This window comes from Streptomyces sp. NPDC030814 (genome assembly GCF_055572155.1).
The window spans coordinates 267,599-286,980 of sequence record NZ_JBVIDX010000010.1 but is presented as its reverse complement, the minus strand read 5'-3'; the positions used below and the strand labels follow the sequence as shown (position 1 = coordinate 286,980).

Here is a 19,382-nt window from a genome sequence, read left to right as displayed (position 1 = left end):
GACGGGTTCTCAGATCTGCCGATGGAGTTGCACTATGCCTTGTGCGAGCTGACCCTGAAAGAACCGGGCGCCTACCGCCCGGACCGACACCCGGTGGTGAGCCAGATGGTTCTCGGGAGCGACCTCAGGCGGGGGAACGTACGACGGGGCCGCGGCCTCCGAGTGAGGGGGAGGCCCACGGCGCTGGCAGCCGCGCTGGCCCTCTTCCTCGGGCCGGCCCTCGCGGCGTGCAGCGACGACAGCGGCGGGAGCGGCGAGGCGACACCGCCCACCCCCTCGGTGGAGAAGACCACGGGCGAGCCGGACGGCCCGAGCGCGAGCGGCCCCGCGGACGCGGCGGCGGCCGAGAAGGAGATCCGGCGGAACTGGGCGACGTTCTTCGACCCCACCAGCTCCAAGGCGGAACGGCAGGCCGTCCTGGAGAACGGCGAGCGGATGGGGCCGGTCCTGGACGCCTTCAGCGGCGACGAACGCGGACAGCAGGTCGAGGCGGAGGTCACCAAGGTCGAGTTCACCTCGGCGACCGACGCGGACGTGACGTACTCGCTCCTGATGAAGGGCGCCACGGTCCTGCCGGACTCCGCGGGCACGGCCGTCGAACAGGACGGCACCTGGAAGGTCTCCGTCAGGACACTGTGCGGGCTGGTGGGGCTGAGCGGTGCGTCGCCGGTCCCGGGCTGCTGAGACGGTCGCCGCGGCCCTGCTCCTGCTGCTGACCGCGGCCTGCGGCAGCCGCCTCCCGGAGAGCGACTTCGAGGACCGGCCCACCACGCCCCCGGCCACCGGGCGGGCCGGCGGCCCGATCCGCGTCGGCATCATCACCAGCGCCACCAGCCCCGTCGGCGGCGACGCCTTCACCGGGCCGCGGGACGGGGCGAAGGCCTGGTTCGACGCCCTGAACGCGCGCGGCGGCATCGACGGCCGCCGGGTCGAGGTGCGCGAGTGCGACGACGGCGGCAGCGGCGTCGGCAACAACGAGTGCGTCCACGAGCTCGTCGAGAAGGACCGGGTGGTCGCCCTGGTCGCCACCACCGCCCTCGACTACGCGGGCGCCCCGCGCGTCGCCCGCGCGCGCGTGCCCGACATCGGCGGCCAGCCCATCGGCCCGGCCTACGACACCTACCCGCACCTCTACGGCATCTACGGCAGCCTCGCACCCCGGAACGGGACCATCGGCTGGGACGGGAAGCAGTACGGCGGCACCGAGGTCTACCGCTACTTCACACGCGAACACGGCGCCCGTACCGCTGCCGTGGTGTCGTACAACCAGGCCGCATCGGCCGCGTACGCCCGGCTGATCGTCGACGGCCTGGAGGCCGAGGGGTACGAGGTCGTCACCGAGCAGGTCGACTTCGCGCTGCCCAACTTCCGTGCGGCCGCCGCCGACATCGAGGAGCGGGGCGTCGACCTGGTCTTCGACGCCATCGACAGCCATGGCAACGCCCGACTCTGCGCGGCGATGGACGACGTGGGTGCCGACGTGACGGCCAAGGTCACCAACGTGCAGAACTGGACCTCCACCATCGCCGAGGACTACGCCGACGCGCCGCGCTGCCGCAACGCCCTGTGGGCCACCGGCTCCAGCCGCAACTACGAGGACACCGGCCAGGCGGCCGTGCGGGAGTTCAGGGACGCCACCGAAGGGCTGAAGACGCACTCCCAGTGGCAGGTGGAGGGCTGGGCGGCCGCGATGTGGTTCACGGACGCGGCGCGCTCGTGCGCCGGCACCGAGGAGGGCGTCACGCGCGCGTGCGTCGACCGGTTCATGAACCGCGACGAGCCCTACACCGCCGACGGACTGCTTCTCCCCGTCCGCTTCGAGCGGCTCGCACAGCCGCCGAGCACCCGCAGGACCTGCCTGTCGGTCGCCCGCTGGCAGGACGCCCGGGGATGGGTGACTCAGGGGGACATGGACCAGAACTGCTTCCGGGTACCGCAGTTGCCCTACCGACCCTGATGGCATCCAGCCCCTAAGAGTTCCCTGATCCGGTTACCGATCGCGCAACCGTTCCATGACAAGTTGATGAGGAAGCCCAACCATCCCCAACGAAGCCGGGTCTAACGGTATGGCGGTGGACCAGCACTGCCAAACACTGTCTGACCAGGAAGAAAAGGGCTCCGGGGGACGCATGCACATCTCTTTCCTGATACACAACGCATACGGGATCGGGGGAACGATCCGCACGACGTACAACCTCGCGAACACCCTGGCCGAGCAACACGACGTCGAGATCGTCTCCGTCTTCCGCCACCGTGACGAACCGGTCTTCCGGCACGACCCGAGAGTCCGGCTGCGCGCCCTCGTCGACATCCGCGACGACGGCGCCGACAAGGGCCACGCCGATCTGGGGCGCCCCGCCAAGGTCTTCCCGCGCGCCGAGGGCCGCTACGAGCAGTACAGCGCCCTGACCGACCGCCGCATCGCCGAGCACCTCGGCTCGGCCGACGCCGACGTCGTCGTCGGCACCCGGCCGGGCCTGAACGTGCACGTGGCCCGTCAGACCCGCCGCGGCCCGGTCCGCGTCGGCCAGGAGCACCTCACCCTGGACAGCCACTCCCCGGCCCTGCGCGCCACCCTGCGCGGCGTCTACCCCCGGCTCGACGGGTTCACCACGACCACCGAGGCCGACGCGCGCGCGTACGGCACGAAGATGCGACTGCCCGGAGTCCGGCTGGAGGCCGTGCCCAACCCGGTGCCCGCGCCCGGCGTCGACCCGGCCGACGGCAGCGGCAAGTGGGTCGTCGCCGCCGGGCGGCTCGCGCCCGTCAAGCGCTACGACCTGCTGGTGAGGGCCTTCGACAAGGTGCGCGAGGAGCGGCCCGACTGGCGGCTGCGGATCTACGGCAGCGGCAGGCAGAAGGACGGACTCCGCTCCCTCATCGACCAGTTGGGCCTCTACAACCACGTCTATCTGATGGGCCCCGCCCACCCCATCGAGCCCGAGTGGGCCAAGGGCTCCATCGCCGCCGTCACCTCCAGCCTGGAGTCCTTCGGGATGACGATCGTGGAGGCCATGCGCTGCGGTCTGCCCGTGGTCTCCACCGACTGCCCGCACGGCCCCGGCGAGATCATCGAGGACGGTGTCGACGGCCGTCTGGTGAAGGTCGGCGACATCGATGCCATCGCCGACGGCCTTCTCGAACTCATCAACGACGACGCCAAGCGGCAGCAGATGGCGCACGCGGCACTCAAGGACTCCGAGCGCTTCGACCCGGCCCGGATCGCCGAACGCCACGAGGCGCTCTTCACCGGCCTGATGGCGCGTGGCGGGACCTCACGGGCGGCCCGGGTGCGCGGCTCACTGCACCGCACCCGTGGCGCGCTGCTCGGCGGTGCGTACGCCGTTCGCGATGCCGGACGGGCGGCTCTCAGGAAGGGGCGCGCCGCATGACGACGCCGGCCCGCCGCCCCACGAGCATCCGCGACGAGGAGGAGACCCCCGCGAACCCGCACACCGACTGCGTCGCCGACTTCGCGGGCGGCCTGACCTTCGACATCACCGACGAGGGCGGGCCCGACCCCGCCCAACTGCTCCTGCGGCGCCGGGGCGGCGAGGGGGAGGTGCGTCTGCCCCTCACCCCGGCCGGCGGCGATCGCCTCAGGGCGGCACTGCCCGGCAGCGTGGACCTGCCCGAGGGCCGCTGGGACGCCTACATACAGGTGACGGGCGCGAAACCGCGCCGGCTCGCCCCCGGCCTGAACGACCTGCGCTCCCTCCTCGACAGGGCCCCCACCACCACCGCCGAGCGGGTCGTGGTCCGCATCCCCTACGCCACCAAGAACGGCAACCTCTCCGTCCGCAGCTGGGAGCGCTCCCCGCACGCCGAGGCTGGCGCACTCCACATAGGCGACGGCGAGCTGACCGTGAACGCCAGGATCTACGGGACCGGGATCACCCCGGACGCGTACGTCGAAGTCGCCGACCGGCAAGGGACGTCACCGCCCGTCCGGGCCGAAGTCGCCCCGGCCGAAAGCGGCTTCGGGTGCACCGTGGCGTACGGCGCCCTGCGGCCGGGCATCTGGGACCTGTGGTTGCGCCCCGGGGGCGAGACCGGACCCCGGGTGCGGATCGCGCGACTGCTCGACGACGTCGTCGACAAGAAGCTGGTCTACGTGTACCCCACGGTCCGCGTCGAGTCCGAGCACGGCCCCGTGGAGGCCACCCCCTACTACACCGTCGACAACGATCTGTCGGTCACGGTCACCGCGGTGGACTGAGCGGCGCAGGGCCAGGAGGGGTCGAGGACAGTAGCTGTCCTCGACCCCTGGCACACTCGCCCCATGTTGGAGACATCGGCACGTCTGCTGCGGTTGCTCTCGCTCCTGCAGGCCCACCGCGAATGGTCCGGCTCGGAGCTGGCCGACCGCCTCGGGGTCACCCCCCGCACGGTCCGCCGGGACGTGGACCGGCTGCGCGAACTCGGCTACCCGGTCAACGCCAGCCCCGGCACCGGCGGCGGCTACCAGCTCGGCGCCGGCGCCCAACTGCCGCCGCTGCTGCTGGACGACGACGAGGCGGTCGCCGTCGCCGTCGGGCTGCGCACGGCCGCGGGCCAGGGCGTGGAGGGCATCGGCGAGTCCTCGGTCCGCGCCCTCGCCAAGCTCGAACAGGTGCTGCCGAGCCGGCTGCGCCGCCGGATCGGCGCCCTCAACGCCTTCACCGTGCCGCTGCTGCGCGGCCCCCAGCCCTCCGCCGTCGACCCGGCGGTCCTCACCGACCTCGCGAACGCCTGCCGGGACGCCGAGCGCCTGCGCTTCGAGTACCGCGACCACGGCGGCGCCACCACCCGCCGTACGGTCGAGCCGCATCGTCTCGTGTGCACCGAGCGCCGCTGGTACCTGGTCGCCTGGGACGTCGACCGCGCCGACTGGCGCACCTTCCGCGTCGACCGCGTCACGCCCAAGCCGCCGCACGGGCCCCGCTTCACCCCCCGCGAGGCCCCGGCCGCCGACCTCGCCGCGTACGTGTCCGAAGGGATCTCCCGGCGCGCCTACTCCGCCCACGCCGTCGTCCGGCTGCTCGCGCCCGCCGAGGAGGTCGCCGCACGGCTCTCGCCCGCCGCGGGCACCCTGGAGCCCTGCGACGACGACAGCTGTCTGCTGAGCACCGGGGCGGCGAATCTCGATGTGATGGCCATTCACGTGATGATGACCGGCATCGAGTTCGAGGTCGTGGAACCGGCGGAGCTGACCGAGACGATCAGGATCCTCCGCGACCGTCTGACGGCCGCTCTTGACCGAAGCGCGGATGCGGCGTCCGCTCCTGGCCCTTCCGGGTCTGGGGCGGCGTGATCGCGGCGAACCTCGGATGGTGCAGGTCGAACGCCGGGGCCTCGGAGCGGACCCGGGGCAGCGTCACGAAGTTGTGCCGAGGCGGCGGGCATGAGGTCGCCCACTCCAGTGACCGGCCGAAGCCCCACGGGTCGTCGACGTGGACCGGCACGCCGTACCGGGAGGTCTTCCAGACGTTGTAGAGGAACGGCAGTGTCGACAGGCCCAGCAGGAAGGCGCCGATGGTCGAGACCGTGTTGAGGGCGGTGAAGCCGTCGGCCGCCAGATAGTCCGCGTACCGGCGCGGCATGCCCTCCGCCCCCAGCCAGTGCTGCACCAGGAACGTGGTGTGGAACCCGACGAAGAGCGTCCAGAACTGGATCTTGCCGAGCCGCTCGTCCAGCATCTTGCCGGTGAACTTGGGCCACCAGAAGAACAGCCCGGCGAACGTCGCGAAGACGACCGTGCCGAACACCACGTAGTGGAAGTGCGCCACCACGAAGTAGGAGTCCGTGACATGGAAGTCCAGCGGCGGCGAGGCCAGGATCACCCCCGTCAGACCGCCGAAGAGGAACGACACCAGGAAGCCGGTCGCCCACAGCATCGGCGTCTCGAACGACAGTGAGCCCTTCAGCATCGTCCCCGTCCAGTTGAAGAACTTCACCCCCGTCGGCACGGCGATGAGGAAGCTCATGAACGAGAAGAACGGCAGCAGCACCGCGCCCGTGGCGAACATGTGGTGCGCCCACACCACCACCGACAGTCCGGTGATCGCCATCGTCGCGGCGACCAGGGTGAGATAGCCGAAGATCGGCTTCCGGCTGAAGACCGGGATGATCTCCGTGATGATCCCGAAGAACGGGAGCGCGATGATGTAGACCTCGGGATGCCCGAAGAACCAGAACAGGTGCTGCCACAGCAGCGCACCGCCGTTCGCCGAGTCGAAGATCTGCGCGCCGAACCGCCGGTCGGCCTCCAGACAGAGCAGCGCCGCCGCCAGCACCGGGAACGCCATCAGGATCAGGATCGACGTGAAGAGCGTGTTCCAGGTGAAGATCGGCATCCGGAACATCGTCATGCCGGGGGCGCGCATCCCGATGATCGTGGTCAGGAAGTTCACGGCGCCCAGGATGGTGCCGAACCCGGCAAGGGCCAGCCCCATGATCCACATGTCGGCCCCGATGCCCGGTGACCGCTCCAGACTGTTCAGCGGCGCGTAGGCGAACCAGCCGAACGCGGCGGGACCGGAGGGCACCAGCAGCGACGCCGTCACGATCAGCCCGCCGAAGAGGAACAGCCAGTACGACAGCATGTTCAGCCGGGGGAAGGCGACGTCGGGCGCGCCGATCTGCAGCGGCATGATCTCGTTGGCGAACCCCGCGAAGGTCGGGGTCGCGAAGAGCAGCAGCATGATCGTGCCGTGCAGCGTGAACAACTGGTTGAACTGGTAGTTGTCCACGATCTGCAGGCCCGGCCGGGCCAGCTCGGCCCGCATCACCAGGGCCATCAGACCGGCGGCCAGGAAGAACAGGAACGACGTGACCAGGTAGAGGTGGCCGATCTTCTTGTGGTCCGTGGTGGTCAGCCAGTCGACCACCAGCCGACCCGGCCGCTTGCCCTTCCGTACGGGTCGTGCCGACGCCGGTACGGTCTCGGTCCCCATCGCTCGCCCCTTCGCTGCCGCGTCCCGGGCCCGTGATGCACGCCATGATGCTCGCGCCCCGGGCGCTCCGACAGGGGGCGTACGGGGGAAGTGTGCGGGAACCGTGTATTTCCCATGAGGTCCCCGCTTCCCGGAGCCGTCCGGGAATCGGTGGGAAAAGGCCGGACATGCACCGGACACACGGCCCCGGACATGCTTTCCGACGGGCTATTCGAGATGGTGCCGAAGCGCTCGGGAATTGCGTCCGCCAGCGCGGGTAAGGCCGATGGAACCGCTCGTACGTGTGACGAAGTTGGGCCGAAACGCGTGTCGTGGTTCTGTGACAGAAGCGTGACTGCGGGAGGACAGCGCGCCCTTCGGCCGCCTAACGTGGCGGTCATGGCACCGATTCCGCACTCTCCCGAAGAGCCCCGGGACAACCCCGACGCCTACGTCGGACTGGAGGCGCCGAGCGCCGAGCGACGCGCTCTGGAACACGGCTGGTCCACCGTCAGAAAGCTGCCCCCGGGGGCGATCATCACCATGGAGTACCGCTTTGGCCGGCTCAATCTGGAGATCGAGGACGGCCGGGTGAAGCGCGCCTGGAAGGGCTGAGCCCGGTCGTGGCCGGAGGCAGGACGGGCGAAGGCCCGGCTCGTGGTGAGCCGGGCCTTCGCGGTGCGGGGCGTGGAGTGTGCGTACCGGCCCCGCTGTCTCGTGTCAGCCGCCCGCGACCGGCCGGGCCGGGGTGGTTCCCCGCGTCATACGGTCCCCGTGGGGTGGCCGGCGCTGGCCGATCGGGGTGACCGGCGTCCGCTCCGACCTGGTCAGGTGGGGTGAGGAGGGCAGGTGCAGCGGCACGATCGGGGCATGGGCGGCGCGGGCCGCGATCCCGGTGTCGTGGACGCTCGCGGGCTCCTCGCCGGGTGTCCGCAGCGTGCTCGTGCCCACGGGCGTCGGCGCCGGTACCGGTGCGGGAGCCGTCGTACGACGGTCGCGCCAGGTGTCCCGCAGCGAGAGGATCCAGGCCTCGGCGCGGGCGATCAGCGGCTCGAACCAGGGCAGCGCCAGCAGGATCAGCAGACCCGCGGCCCAGCCCAGCAGGACATCGCTGAGCCAGTGCGTGCCCAGGTAGACGGTGGTGAGGCCGACGCCGAGCGAGGTCACGGCGGACAGCGCGGACAGCCAGCGCCTGGCCCGCGGCGTCGACGCCAGATAGGCCAGGATGCCCCAGGTCACCACGGCGTTCGCGGTGTGGCCCGAAGGAAATATGTCGCCGCCCAGCCACATCTCGTTGGAGCCGATCTCGGTCGCGTAGTGCGGGCCGAGGCGGCCCATGCCGAGCTTGGCGGCGCCGACCGTGACGTTCAGCAGCAGCAGCGAGACGCCGAGCGCGAGCAGCGGCCGCAGGGTGTGCTGTCTCCAGGAGCGCCAGCCCAGCCAGGCCGCCACCATCACGGCGGTGGGGCCCCGCTGGCCCAGGACCACGTAGTAGTCGAGGAAGGCGTGGATCTCCGGCCACTGCTGGTAGGGCCGGAAGAACATGATCTGCCAGTCGAGCCGCACGAGCCACGAGGTGACGACCACGGCCCACACGATGGCCACGTAGAAGGCGAGGGTGGACGAGAACAGCACCACGCGGTGCCATGTCATCACCGGCACGTCGATGTGGGCCGGTCGTTCAGGCTCACGGTCCAGCCTGGAGAAGACCCGGTCCAGACGGGTCGGCTTTAGTTCGGTACGCACTCAATCGACGTTACAGCGAGTGAGCTCCGACGCGGCGTGAATCACCGGGTTTGTGATGACGCCGTGATGTGGGATTGCTCTCAGATTGATGCTTATTTCTGCTGAACGTTGAATGGATGGGCTGTTCAGCCTTCAATTCCATGGCCGAATGTGAAGCCGTCGTTTTGCGGCCCTTTTGAATTCGTTCACCGTGCGCTCGCGTCGTATTATCCGGCCGCTCCCCGCCGCACCGAGCCCGTCAGGGCGGACCGGAACCATTCAGCCAGAAGGCCCCGTAGACCGCCGACGCGGCCGCCACGCCCGCGAGTACCGCCGCCGACCTGGGTGTCCGCGCCCGGGCCAGGGCGAGGGCGAGTGGCAGGAGCAGCGGGAAGGCGGGCATCAACAGCCGCGGTTTCGAGCCGAAGTAACTCGACGCGCACAGGGCCAGTGCGGTCACGACCCCCGCGTAGACCAGCAGTGGCAGCGGCTGGCCCTGCCGGACGCAGATCACGTACAGCCAGACCGCCGCCGCCACCGCGGCGATCAGCCCGACCCCCGCCAGGGCAGAGGGGAACGACGTGAACTTTTCGGCGATGAACCGGGCGAAGGCGTAGCCCCCGTCGAACCCATTGCGCCAACCCGCCTGGACGTCGAGATACCCGAGCGGTCCCCTGCCGGTGTGCCGACCTACCCACAGAACGTAACCGGCGGCCCCCATGGGAGCGATGAGCATGCCGAGGGCGCGCGGCCACCGCTGAGCGCTCCCTGGCCCTTCCGTGCTCCTGCTCTCCACGAACGGGGGAGCGGGCTCCGGGGCGCCGGTGTGCGCGAGAGCGGTCGCCGGGTCGTGCCGCCGTTCCCGGACGTACGACGCGATCGCCCCCGCCCACACCGCCGCGGCCACCGCCAGCCCTACCGGCCGGGTGAGGCCCGCGAGGGAGGCCAGGACGCCCGCCACCACCCAGCGACCGGTCAGAACGGCGTACAGGGACCAGGCGGCCAGCGCCGTGAACAGCGCCTCCGTGTACGCCATCGACTGCACGATCCCCACCGGCAGCACCGCCCACAGCAGCACCGCGCACACCCCCGCCCGCCGACCGTGCACATGGTCGACCACGGCGAAGATCCCCCAGGCCGCGCCCAGCGAGGCCAGGGTGCCGACCGCCAGACCGGCGTGCGCGTACGACAGCGGCGTCATCGCAGACACCGCCCGCTCCAGCCACGGCAGCAGCGGGAAGAAGGCCAGGTTCGAGTGGACGTCGCCGTTCGGCAGGCGTACCTCGTAGCCGTAACCGAGCTCGGCCACCCTCGTGTACCAGAGCGCGTCCCAGCGGGCCGAGAGCAGCGTCAGCGCGCTCTTGTCGCGCCCCGCGCTCCACAGGGCGAGCACCAGGACCCCCAGAGAGCGCACGGCGGCGTACCCGAGGAGTGCGGGGGCAGCCCGCCGGAGGAGGGGCGGCGCCGGGCGCGTAGCAAGATCGGTCACGCGCTCGATTATCGGCGGAGCCCGGAACCGGCCGGGAGGCCCGGACGTGATGGTCGGTGATGGACCGTGACGGACGACCCACGGACGGGTGATGGAGGAGCCGTGGAGAACCCGTGGACGGCCGAAGGGGTGTCGTACGCCACACACCGCAGAGGCCCTCCATGAGACACCCACCACGCTTCACCGGCCGGAACTCGCGTACCCTGACGGCTCACTCGCCTTTCGTTGCGCGGGTCCGGGACGCCGCTCCCCGGGCCGTAGCCGCCGGGGAGTCCCCGCCCCGCGGTCCGCCGAACGCGAGAGCATCTGGGAGGTACGTACATGTCCGGGACGCCCACGGCCGCTGCGCGATGCCGTCGGGAGGCCGGGGCCGGTGCAAACCGATGGGTCGTCCTCGTCGTTCTCTGCGTCAGCCTGCTGCTCGTCGCGGTGGACGCCACCGTTCTGCACGTGGCGGTGCCCGCCGTCACCGAGGACATCAAGCCCGGCGCCATTGAACTGCTCTGGATCGTCGACGTCTACCCGCTCGTCTGCGCCTCGCTGCTGATCCTCTTCGGCACGCTCGGTGACCGCGTCGGCCGCAGACGGGTCCTCCTCCTCGGCTACGCCCTCTTCGGCGTCGCCTCCGCACTCGCCGCCTTCGCCGGCAACCCACAGGTCCTGATCGCGGCCCGCGCGCTGCTCGGCGTCGGCGGCGCGATGATCATGCCCGCGACGCTGTCGATCCTGCGCCAGGTGTTCCCCGACCGGCGGGAGCGGGCCCTCGCCATCGGCGTGTGGAGCGCCGTCGCCGCGGTCGGCGCTGCCGTCGGCCCGCTGCTCGGCGGGTTCCTGCTGGAGCACTTCTGGTGGGGCTCGGTCTTCCTGGTCAACATCCCGCTGATGCTGGTCAGCCTGCCCGTCGGGCGTCTGTTGCTGCCGGAGTCCACGGGCGACCGCGACGGGCCGTGGGACGTCGTGGGCGCGCTGATGGCCGCCGTCGGGCTCTTCGGCGTCGTCCTCGGCATCAAGCGGCTCGGCGGCGGGCACCCGCCGTTCGACCCGGGGACCGCCGTGGCGCTGCTGGTGGGCGGTGTGCTGCTGGCCGCGTTCGTGCGCAGGCAGCGGCGCCGGACGCATCCGCTGGTCGACCTGCGGATGTTCGCGCGGCCCGCGTTCAGCACGTCCGTCGGCTGCATCGTCCTTGCCATGCTCGCGCTGGTGGGCCTCGAACTGATCGCCGCGCAGTATCTGCAACTGGTCCTCGGGCTGTCCCCGTTGCAGACCGGGCTGCGGCTGCTGCCGCTGACCGTCGCCGCGATGGCGGCCGGGCTCGTCGGCTCCCATCTGCTGCACCGCTTCGGGCCGCGCCGCATGGTGTCCCTGGGCTTCTGCCTCACCGCCGTCGCGGTCGTGCTGCTCACGGCGATGGGCCGGCACGACAACGCGGCGCTGCTGCTCGCCGGGTTCGTCCTGCTGGGCTTCGGCCTGGAGACGACCCTCTTCGGCGCGTACGAGTCGATGCTGAGCGAGGCGCCCGCGTCGTCCGCCGGCGGGGCGGCCGCGATCGGTGAGACCTCCTACCAGCTGGGCGCGGGCATCGGCATCGCCCTTCTCGGCAGCGTGATGAACGCGGCGTACGCGCCCGGGTTGTCGTCGGTGGCGGGGGTGCCCTCGTCGGCGTCCGCCGCGGCGGGGCATTCACTGGGGGAGGCGTACGAGGTCGCCGGGCGGTTGGGCGGGCCTTCCGGGGAGGCGCTGCGGCATGCGGCCCGCGACTCGTTCGTGCACGGTCTGCATGTGACGTTGCTGGTGAGCGCGGGGCTGTTGATGCTGGGCGCGGTCATGGCGTTGCGTCTGCCGCGGGCGATGGAGTGCGGGGCGGAAATCCCTGGACCGAGAGAGGCCACGTCGGCGCCCGTGCGGGCGGAGTCGGTGCGCTGAGCCGTCGGCCTGCCCGCAGCCGGAGCATGTGGGTAATCTTAGCGTCGCTAGTTTTAGTGAGCCGGAGGTTGCTCCATGAGGTTCGATCCCGCTGATCCCCTCGGTATCGATGATCTGCTCGAGCCGGAAGATCTGGCCGTACGGGACACCGTGCGGAGCTGGGCCGCGGAGCGGGTGCTGCCGTACGTCGCCGACTGGTACGAGCGGGGTGAGCTGCCGGAGATCCGCGAGCTCGCCCGGGAGCTGGGGGCGATCGGGGCACTGGGCATGTCGCTCGACGGGTATGGGTGCGCCGGGGCGAGCGCCGTGCAGTACGGGCTGGCCTGTCTGGAGCTGGAGGCCGCGGACTCCGGGATCCGGTCGCTCGTCTCCGTGCAGGGCTCCCTCGCCATGTATGCCATCCATCGGTTCGGCAGCGCGGAGCAGAAGGAGACGTGGCTGCCGCGGATGGCGGCCGGCGAGGTCATCGGGTGCTTCGGTCTGACCGAGCCCGATCACGGGTCCGACCCGGCCTCCATGCGGTCGTACGCCAAGCGGGACGGCACGGACTGGGTCCTGAACGGGCGCAAGATGTGGATCACGAACGGGTCCGTCGCCGGCGTCGCCGTCGTGTGGGCGCAGACCGACGAGGGCGTCCGGGGGTTCGCCGTACCGACGGACGTCGCCGGGTTCTCGGCACCGGAGATCAAGCACAAGTGGTCCCTGCGGGCCTCCGTCACCAGTGAACTCGTTCTCGACGACGTCCGGTTGCCCGCGGATGCCGTACTGCCGGAGGTCAAGGGGCTCAAGGGGCCGCTCAGTTGTCTGTCCCACGCCCGCTACGGGATCGTGTGGGGCTCGATGGGGGCGGCGCGGGCCAGTTTCGAGGCCGCCCTCGACTACGCCAGGACACGCGAGCAGTTCGGGAAGCCGATCGGCGGCTTCCAGCTCACACAGGCCAAACTCGCCGACATGGCGGTCGAGTTGCACAAGGGGATTCTGCTCGCCCACCATCTCGGGCGGCGGATGGACGCGGGACGACTCCGTCCCGAGCAGATCAGTTTCGGCAAGCTGAACAACGTGCGCGAGGCGATCGAGATCTGCCGTACCGCCCGCACGATCCTCGGTGCGAACGGGATTTCGCTGGAGTACCCGGTGATGCGGCACGCGACGAACCTGGAGTCCGTGCTCACCTACGAGGGCACCGTCGAGATGCACCAGCTCGTGCTGGGCAAGGCGCTCACCGGACTCGACGCCTTCCGATGACGGGCACCGGAAGGCGGGGCGGTGAGCCGCCCTGCCTCAGCTCTGGTTGAAGAAGCCGTCGGCCGGACGACCGGCGGCCTCGCCGCTGACGATCTCCGTGTCGGCGGGGGTCAGCAGGAACACCCGGTTGGACACCCGCTCGATGGAGCCGCGCAGACCGAAGATCAGCCCGGCCGCGAAGTCGACGACACGCTTGGCGTCGGCGGGCTCCATGTTCGTGAGGTTCATGATGACCGGGACGCCGTCCCGGAAGAGCTCGCCGATGTGCCGGGCGTCGCGGAAGCTGTCCGGGGTGACCGTGCCGATCCGGCGGCCCTGCTCCTGGGCGGACTCGGATGCGACCTTCACCCGGGGGTCGGTGACCCATGCCTCGCCGGACCCGGACTCCCGCTCATCGGCGTAGTCGTCGTCGTAGTAACGCTCGTCATCGTTGTCGTCGACGAGGCCAAGCCAGGCACTCGCCTTGCGCACCGATCCCATGGACGCCTCCTCTCACAGCGGTCTTTTTCTCTTTCCGCATCCCTATCGTCGTCCATGATGCGGATGTCTCGCCAAGTGGATAGACGCCGCACGGGGGTTTCGTGACGGTACTGGTGCAGAACGAATTCGTCGAGAGTCCATGTGCCCCAAGGGCTTTGCGGTACACGTCTGCTGACGGAGAGTGAAATAATATTGTTCGCGGCGTTTGGGTGAGTGTCGGAGCGTCCGGGTGAACGATCGGCGGCTACGATGCGGCGCAGTTCAGGCACGAGCGCGTGGCCGTCGGGGCGCGCGACAGACGCGGGGGATGTCGTGTTCGGAATTGTGAGGCCCTGCAGCCACCGGCTCGGTGAGGGGCTGAAGACGCAGTGGATGGCACATCTGTGCGGGCTCTGTCTAGCGCTGCGCGGGGACCACGGGCAGTTCGCCCGGGTCGTGACGAACTACGACGGACTGCTGGTCTCCGTTCTGACGGAGGCTCAGGCCGAGCGGACCACCGACCGGCGGCGCACCGCCGGGCCCTGCCCGCTGCGCGGGATGCGTACCGCGTCCGTCGCGCAGGGTGAGGGTGCGCGGCTCGCCGCCGCCGTCTCGCTGGTGCTCGCCTCGGCGAAGGTGCGCGACCACGTGGCCGACGGTGACGGACTGCTCGCGCGGAGACCGGTCGCGTCGGCCGCGCGCCGGGTCGCGACGAGTTGGGGGCGCGCGGGCGCCCGTACGGGGTCCGACATCGGCTTCGACACGGCGGTGCTGGTCGACGCCGTGGACCGGCAACTCGGCATCGAGGCGCTCGCCGGGCCGGGCACACCGCTGCTGACGGTCACCGAGCCGACCGAGACGGCCACCGCCGCGGCCTTCGCGCACACCGCCGTGCTCGCCGGACGCCCGGACAACGTCGAGCCGCTCGCCGAGGCCGGCCGGCTCTTCGGGCGGCTCGCCCATCTGCTGGACGCGGTGGAGGACCGGGCCGCCGACGCCGCCTCGGGCGCGTGGAACCCGCTGACCGCGACCGGGACGTCCCTGCCCGAGGCGCGGCGGCTTGCCGAGGACGCCCTGCACGGCATCCGGCTCGCCCTGCGCGAGGTCGAGTTCGTCGACGGCAAGCTGGCCCATCTGCTGCTGGTGCACGAACTCCGGCGGTCCGTCGACCGGGCGTTCGGGACGGTGCCGGTGTGCGCGGCGCACCAGCACGGCGGGCCTCCGCAGTCCGGGAACCCGTACGGGGGCGGCGCCGGGAACCCGTACGGCGGGGCGGGCGGAAACCCCTACGGCGGCGCGGGCGGAAACCCGTACGGCGGTGGCGGCGGCTACGGCGGAAGCGGTGGCGGCGGCTACGGCGGGGTGCCGTCGCCGCAGCCGCCGAGGCGGCGGGGGTTCTGGGCCGGTTGCGGGATGTTCTGGTTGTTGTGCTGCACCTGCCAGTTGTGCTGTGCGAAGGAGTACGAAGGGCCGTGGTCCCGGAAGAAGCGGGAGGGGTGCTGCCGGGACTGCGATTGCTGCGACGCCTGCGACTGCTGCGACTGCTGACGGGGGACCGGGCCGCGGGTACTGCTCCGGCCGCGGGACGCGAGCGGGCCCCCTCCTGTTGTCGGGGCGCGTGGTGGGTCCCCTGCTCCGGCACCGCGGTCCGTTCCGCACTTCCGCACCTTCCGCACCGGCAGCACCCTCAGGGGGCACCTGCTCTCGCCCGGCCGGCCAACCGGTACGCGCGCAGGGCCGTGGCGGCCGTGTCCGAGGGGGCGTCATGAACGGGGAGTGGCGCGGACGGGCACACCGTTGACGAGGAGATGCCTCGAAGCCGGCCAACCCGCGGCGCCCGGGACCGAAGGCCGTACGGGAGCGGACTCCATCGGGTGGGCCGCCGCCGTACGCGCTCGCCGACTGCCTCAGCTGCCCGTTCCCGCCGCCGGAGAGCCTGCTCGCCGGTGGCGGGGAGGTCCGGGAGCGCACCTTGCGCCCCAGCGGTACCACGGCACCGTCCGGGATTCACACAGAATCCCCACATCTCTGCCGGTGAGATCAACTGTCGTGCTCACCAGGTCGGTTGGCGTTCGGTAGGCCGAAAGGCCCTCTTGCGGGGATCGGTGATGCGGCCGAATACTTCCCCGAGCGCCTTGTCAGGGGCACGGCATGTTCGAAATGCGAACACGTGTCCCTGATTCGCGCCTCACGGGCCCAAACCCCACGCAGGCCCCCGACTTCCCTTTAGGAGGGAACGAACAGTGAGGATCAAGCGCACCACTCCCCACAGCGGTATCGCGAGACGGACCCGGCTGATCGCCGTGACCACCGGACTCGTGGCTGCGGCCGCCGCCACTGTCCCCACCGCCAGTGCGGCAGACACCCGGACCTTCAGCGCCGCGGAGCTCCAGAGCGCCAGCGCGTCGGTTCTCAAGGCGGACATCCCCGGGACCGCCTGGGCGATCGACGAGAAGACCGACAAGCTCGTCGTCACCATCGACAGCACCGTCTCCCAGGCCGAGCTGCTGAAGATCAAGGAAGCGGCGGGCGACAAGGCCGGCGCTCTGACGATCAAGCGGACGCCGGGCAAGTTCAACAAGCTCATCAAGGGCGGCGACGCCATCTATGCGAGTAGCTGGCGCTGCTCCCTCGGGTTCAACGTCCGCAGCGGGAGCACCTACTACTTCCTGACCGCCGGTCACTGCACCGACGGCGCGGGCACCTGGTACTCCAACTCCGGCCGTACCACGGTCCTCGGTCCGACCACCGGGTCGAGCTTCCCGGTCAACGACTACGGCATCGTGCGCTACAGCAACACGTCCATCGCCAAGGACGGCACCGCGGGCAGCGTGGACATCACCAGCGCGGCCACCCCGAGCGTGGGCACCAACGTCATCCGTACCGGCTCCACCACCGGTACCCGTACCGGACGGGTGACCGCTCTCAACGCGACCGTCAACTACGGTGGCGGCGACATCGTCTACGGCATGATCCAGACCACGGTCTGTGCCGAGCCCGGCGACTCCGGCGGTCCGCTCTACGGCAGCAACGGCGTCGCGTACGGTCTCACCTCCGGCGGCAGCGGCAACTGCAGCTCCGGGGGCACGACCTTCTTCCAGCCGGTCACCGAGGCCCTGAGCGCCTACGGCGTCAGCGTCTACTAGGTCGACCGGATCGCTGGACGCCGACCGGCCGCCGTGCCGGTCCGGCGGGCCGACCCCGAGCGGGTGCTCTTCCCCCCGGCACCCGTGACCGGCCGTATCGCGGTCAGTAGTTCGAGCCCCCGCGCGTGATGACGTGCGGGGGCTCGCCCTGTTCCGGCGGCGGGGCTACCGTCGAGACAAGGTGCGCCGCGGCACGGACCGATGCGGTGCGGCGGATCGTGCGGAAGACGTGCACGACGGACCGTGCGGAAGACGTGCACGGCGGACGTGATGGGCGCGGTGCGGGTGGTGAAGCAGTACGAGCGGGGGTGGTGTTCCGGCTCGGCCGGCTCGGTCGACGGAGCGCGGGCCCGGGTTCGCGATGATCGTGCCGTTCGTCGACCGGCTGCGGAAGGTCAACACGCAGATCGTGACGATGCCGGCTCCCGCGCAGGAGGGCATCACACCGGACGACGTGACGGTACGGGTGGATGCGATCGTCCACTTCAAGGTGACCTCGGCGGCGGACGCGATCGTGCGGGTGGAGGACTACCGGTTCGCGGTCTCGCGGATGGCGCAGACCTCGCGCCGGTCCCTCATCGGCAAGAGCGGGCTGGGCGATCTGCTCCCCGACCGCGGGAAGCTCGACCAGGGGCTGGAGTTGATGATCGACAGCTCCGCGGTGGAGTGGGGCGCCGCCCTCGACCGGGTCGAGATCGATGGCGTCTCGCTGCCCGAGAGCATGAAGCGCTCGACGGCCACCCGGCAGGCGGAGGCCGGCCGTGTATGCCGGGCGCGGGTCATCAACGCCGTGGCCGAGCCCGATGCGTCGAAGAAGCCGGCCGAGGCCGCCGACGAGATGTCCGAGCAGCCTGCCGCGCTGCAACTGCGGCTGCTGTAGACCGTGGTGGCGGTGGCCGCGGAGAAGAACTCCACGCTCGTCCTGTCGTTCCCGGTGGAGCTGCTGCGGTTCCTGGAGAAGGCCCAGCACTCGGCTTCGGATGCCGTGCCGTCGGCTCCGCCGGCCCCGGACGCGGTGCGGGAATCGGTGCTCGAGCAACTTCCTTCGCCTGAGCCCCATTTGGATTCGGACCCCGCAGTGGTGACTTTCGGACAGGACTAGACCTCACTGGCTGCACAGGGGTTCGTTGTGTCCTGTGTTTGCAGTGCGAATTCGCATGGGGTGTTACCGGACGGTAATGGCATAGAGGGCGTGCATCCACGGTGTGTGCTCGTCCTGAAGTCGACCTTGTGCGTCCCCTGCGCGCCTCGGAATAGTTGGCGCCGCAGAGTTGGCATGGACGCGGCGTTTTTATTGTCCGTCGCCTCCATATCCGTATTCCTTACGGTCGAACGGGGTCCCCACAACCTCTTCGGCCGACCCCCCACAGGAGGACGTGAGTTGAAGCACCGACGCATACCCAGGCGCCGTCTCGTCGTGACAGGTGCGGGCATCGCTGCGCTGGTCGCCGCCGGAGTGACCTTCCAGACTGCGAACGCGAGCGAGACCGCGCCGACCGCCGGGCCGAAAGCGCTCTCCGTGCTGGCGGCCGGAAAGCTCGCCTCGACCCTCGGTGAGGATCTCGGCGCCGACGCGGCGGGAACGTATTACGACGCGAAGAGCAAGCTCCTCGTGGTGAACGTGCTCGACGAGGCCGCCGCCGAGACCGTCGAGGCGGCCGGCGCCAAGGCCCGGATCGTCGAGAACTCCCTCGCCGAACTGAAGAGCGCCCGTACGACCCTCAAGGACGACGCCACCATCCCCGGCACCTCCTGGGCCACCGATCCCACCACCAACAAGGTCGTCGTCACCGCGGACCGCACCGTCTCCAAGGCCGAGCTGGCGAGACTGACCGAGGTCGTGGACGGCCTCGGTGCCAAGGCGGAACTCAAGCGCACGAAGGGGGAGTTCAGGACCTTCGTCGCGGGCGGCGACGCCATCACCGGCGGCAGCGGGCGCTGCTCCCTCGGCTTCAACGTCGTCAAGGGCGGCGAGCCGTTCTTCCTGACGGCGGGTCACTGCACCGAGGGCATCTCCACCTGGTCGGCCGACGGCCGCGTCGTCGGCGAGAACGCGGACTCCAGCTTCCCGGACAACGACTACGGGCTGGTCAAGTACACCGCGGAGGTCGACCATCCCAGCGAGGTCAACCTCTACAACGGCTCGGCCCAGGCCATCAGCGGGGCCGCCGAGGCGACCGTCGGCATGAAGGTGACCCGCAGCGGTTCGACCACCCAGGTCCACAGCGGCACGGTCACCGGCCTCGACGCCACCGTGAACTACGGCAACGGCGACATCGTCAACGGCCTCATCCAGACCGACGTCTGCGCCGAGCCCGGCGACAGCGGTGGCTCCCTCTTCGCGGGTGACAAGGCCATCGGCCTCACCTCCGGTGGCAGTGGCGACTGCACCGCGGGCGGCGAAACGTTCTTCCAGCCGGTCACCGAGGCGTTGTCGGCGACGGGCACGCAGATCGGCTGACGGTCGAGAGTGTCGGAGGG

15 protein-coding genes and 1 pseudogene are annotated in these 19,382 nt (G+C 70.6%); 12 read left to right on the top strand and 4 right to left on the bottom strand.

Going from position 1 to position 19,382, the window contains the following annotated elements; genetic code table 11:
- Positions 1-105 precede the first annotated feature (105 nt).
- From ACZ43N_RS22900 to ACZ43N_RS22880, 5 genes are all read left to right on the top strand, one after another.
- On the top strand, positions 106-684 hold the full coding sequence (locus ACZ43N_RS22900; RefSeq protein ID WP_468099957.1) for an MTB12 C-terminal domain-containing protein: 579 nt from the start codon (positions 106-108) through the stop codon (positions 682-684).
- Positions 659-1,957, top strand: a complete 1,299-nt coding sequence (locus tag ACZ43N_RS22895; RefSeq protein ID WP_468099884.1) for an ABC transporter substrate-binding protein — start codon at positions 659-661, stop codon at positions 1,955-1,957. The genes ACZ43N_RS22900 and ACZ43N_RS22895 overlap by 26 nt, the downstream gene beginning before the upstream one ends.
- A gap of 172 nt (positions 1,958-2,129) precedes the next feature.
- Complete coding sequence (locus ACZ43N_RS22890) at positions 2,130-3,392, top strand: glycosyltransferase family 4 protein (protein WP_468099883.1); 1,263 nt, start codon at positions 2,130-2,132, stop codon at positions 3,390-3,392.
- Positions 3,389-4,219: a hypothetical protein gene (locus ACZ43N_RS22885; protein WP_468099882.1), complete on the top strand. Its 831-nt coding sequence runs from the start codon at positions 3,389-3,391 to the stop codon at positions 4,217-4,219. The genes ACZ43N_RS22890 and ACZ43N_RS22885 overlap by 4 nt, the downstream gene beginning before the upstream one ends.
- Before the next feature lie 63 nt (positions 4,220-4,282).
- A complete protein-coding gene (locus tag ACZ43N_RS22880) occupies positions 4,283-5,293 on the top strand; it encodes a helix-turn-helix transcriptional regulator (RefSeq protein WP_468099881.1) in 1,011 nt (336 codons plus the stop codon).
- Here the strand turns inward: ACZ43N_RS22880 and ctaD are convergent.
- Positions 5,202-6,935 (bottom strand): aa3-type cytochrome oxidase subunit I, encoded by a 1,734-nt coding sequence (ctaD, locus tag ACZ43N_RS22875; protein ID WP_468099879.1) that lies wholly within the window; start codon positions 6,933-6,935, stop codon positions 5,202-5,204. The genes ACZ43N_RS22880 and ctaD overlap by 92 nt on opposite strands.
- 378 nt (positions 6,936-7,313) lie before the next feature.
- Here ctaD and ACZ43N_RS22870 point away from each other — a divergent pair, with 378 nt between their 5' ends.
- Complete coding sequence (locus ACZ43N_RS22870) at positions 7,314-7,529, top strand: I78 family peptidase inhibitor (RefSeq protein ID WP_468099878.1); 216 nt, start codon at positions 7,314-7,316, stop codon at positions 7,527-7,529.
- Between the two features lie 105 nt (positions 7,530-7,634).
- On the opposite strand, the gene ACZ43N_RS22865 is transcribed toward ACZ43N_RS22870, so the two are convergent.
- Together ACZ43N_RS22865 and ACZ43N_RS22860 are read right to left on the bottom strand one after the other, a co-directional pair.
- Positions 7,635-8,660, bottom strand: a complete 1,026-nt coding sequence (locus ACZ43N_RS22865; protein ID WP_468099877.1) for a phosphatase PAP2 family protein — start codon at positions 8,658-8,660, stop codon at positions 7,635-7,637.
- Between the two features lie 238 nt (positions 8,661-8,898).
- A complete protein-coding gene (locus ACZ43N_RS22860) occupies positions 8,899-10,128 on the bottom strand; it encodes a hypothetical protein (protein WP_468099876.1) in 1,230 nt (409 codons plus the stop codon).
- A 321-nt stretch (positions 10,129-10,449) separates the two neighbouring features.
- Here ACZ43N_RS22860 and ACZ43N_RS22855 point away from each other — a divergent pair, with 321 nt between their 5' ends.
- Both ACZ43N_RS22855 and ACZ43N_RS22850 read left to right on the top strand, forming a co-directional pair.
- Complete coding sequence (locus ACZ43N_RS22855) at positions 10,450-12,051, top strand: MFS transporter (RefSeq protein WP_468099874.1); 1,602 nt, start codon at positions 10,450-10,452, stop codon at positions 12,049-12,051.
- 75 nt (positions 12,052-12,126) lie between these two features.
- The gene (locus tag ACZ43N_RS22850) at positions 12,127-13,296 is read left to right on the top strand and encodes an acyl-CoA dehydrogenase family protein (RefSeq protein ID WP_468099872.1); all 1,170 of its coding nucleotides are present in this window, start codon (positions 12,127-12,129) and stop codon (positions 13,294-13,296) included.
- Between the two features lie 36 nt (positions 13,297-13,332).
- Here ACZ43N_RS22850 and ACZ43N_RS22845 read toward each other — a convergent pair whose 3' ends face one another.
- A complete protein-coding gene (locus ACZ43N_RS22845; RefSeq protein WP_468099870.1) occupies positions 13,333-13,776 on the bottom strand; it encodes a cell division protein SepF in 444 nt (147 codons plus the stop codon).
- Between the two features lie 312 nt (positions 13,777-14,088).
- On the opposite strand from ACZ43N_RS22845, the gene ACZ43N_RS22840 reads away from it, so the two are divergent.
- The 4 genes and pseudogenes from ACZ43N_RS22840 (at position 14,089) to ACZ43N_RS22825 (ending at position 19,362) form a co-directional block, all read left to right on the top strand.
- Positions 14,089-15,303: a DUF5685 family protein gene (locus ACZ43N_RS22840; protein WP_468099869.1), complete on the top strand. Its 1,215-nt coding sequence runs from the start codon at positions 14,089-14,091 to the stop codon at positions 15,301-15,303.
- 695 nt (positions 15,304-15,998) lie between these two features.
- Positions 15,999-16,901 carry a S1 family peptidase gene (locus ACZ43N_RS22835; protein ID WP_468099868.1) on the top strand — a complete coding sequence of 301 codons (903 nt, stop codon included), beginning with the start codon at positions 15,999-16,001 and terminating at the stop codon, positions 16,899-16,901.
- 270 nt (positions 16,902-17,171) lie between these two features.
- Positions 17,172-18,003, top strand: a pseudogene (locus ACZ43N_RS22830) (SPFH domain-containing protein).
- 279 nt (positions 18,004-18,282) lie between these two features.
- Positions 18,283-19,362: a S1 family peptidase gene (locus ACZ43N_RS22825; protein ID WP_468099866.1), complete on the top strand. Its 1,080-nt coding sequence runs from the start codon at positions 18,283-18,285 to the stop codon at positions 19,360-19,362.
- Positions 19,363-19,382 lie beyond the last annotated feature (20 nt).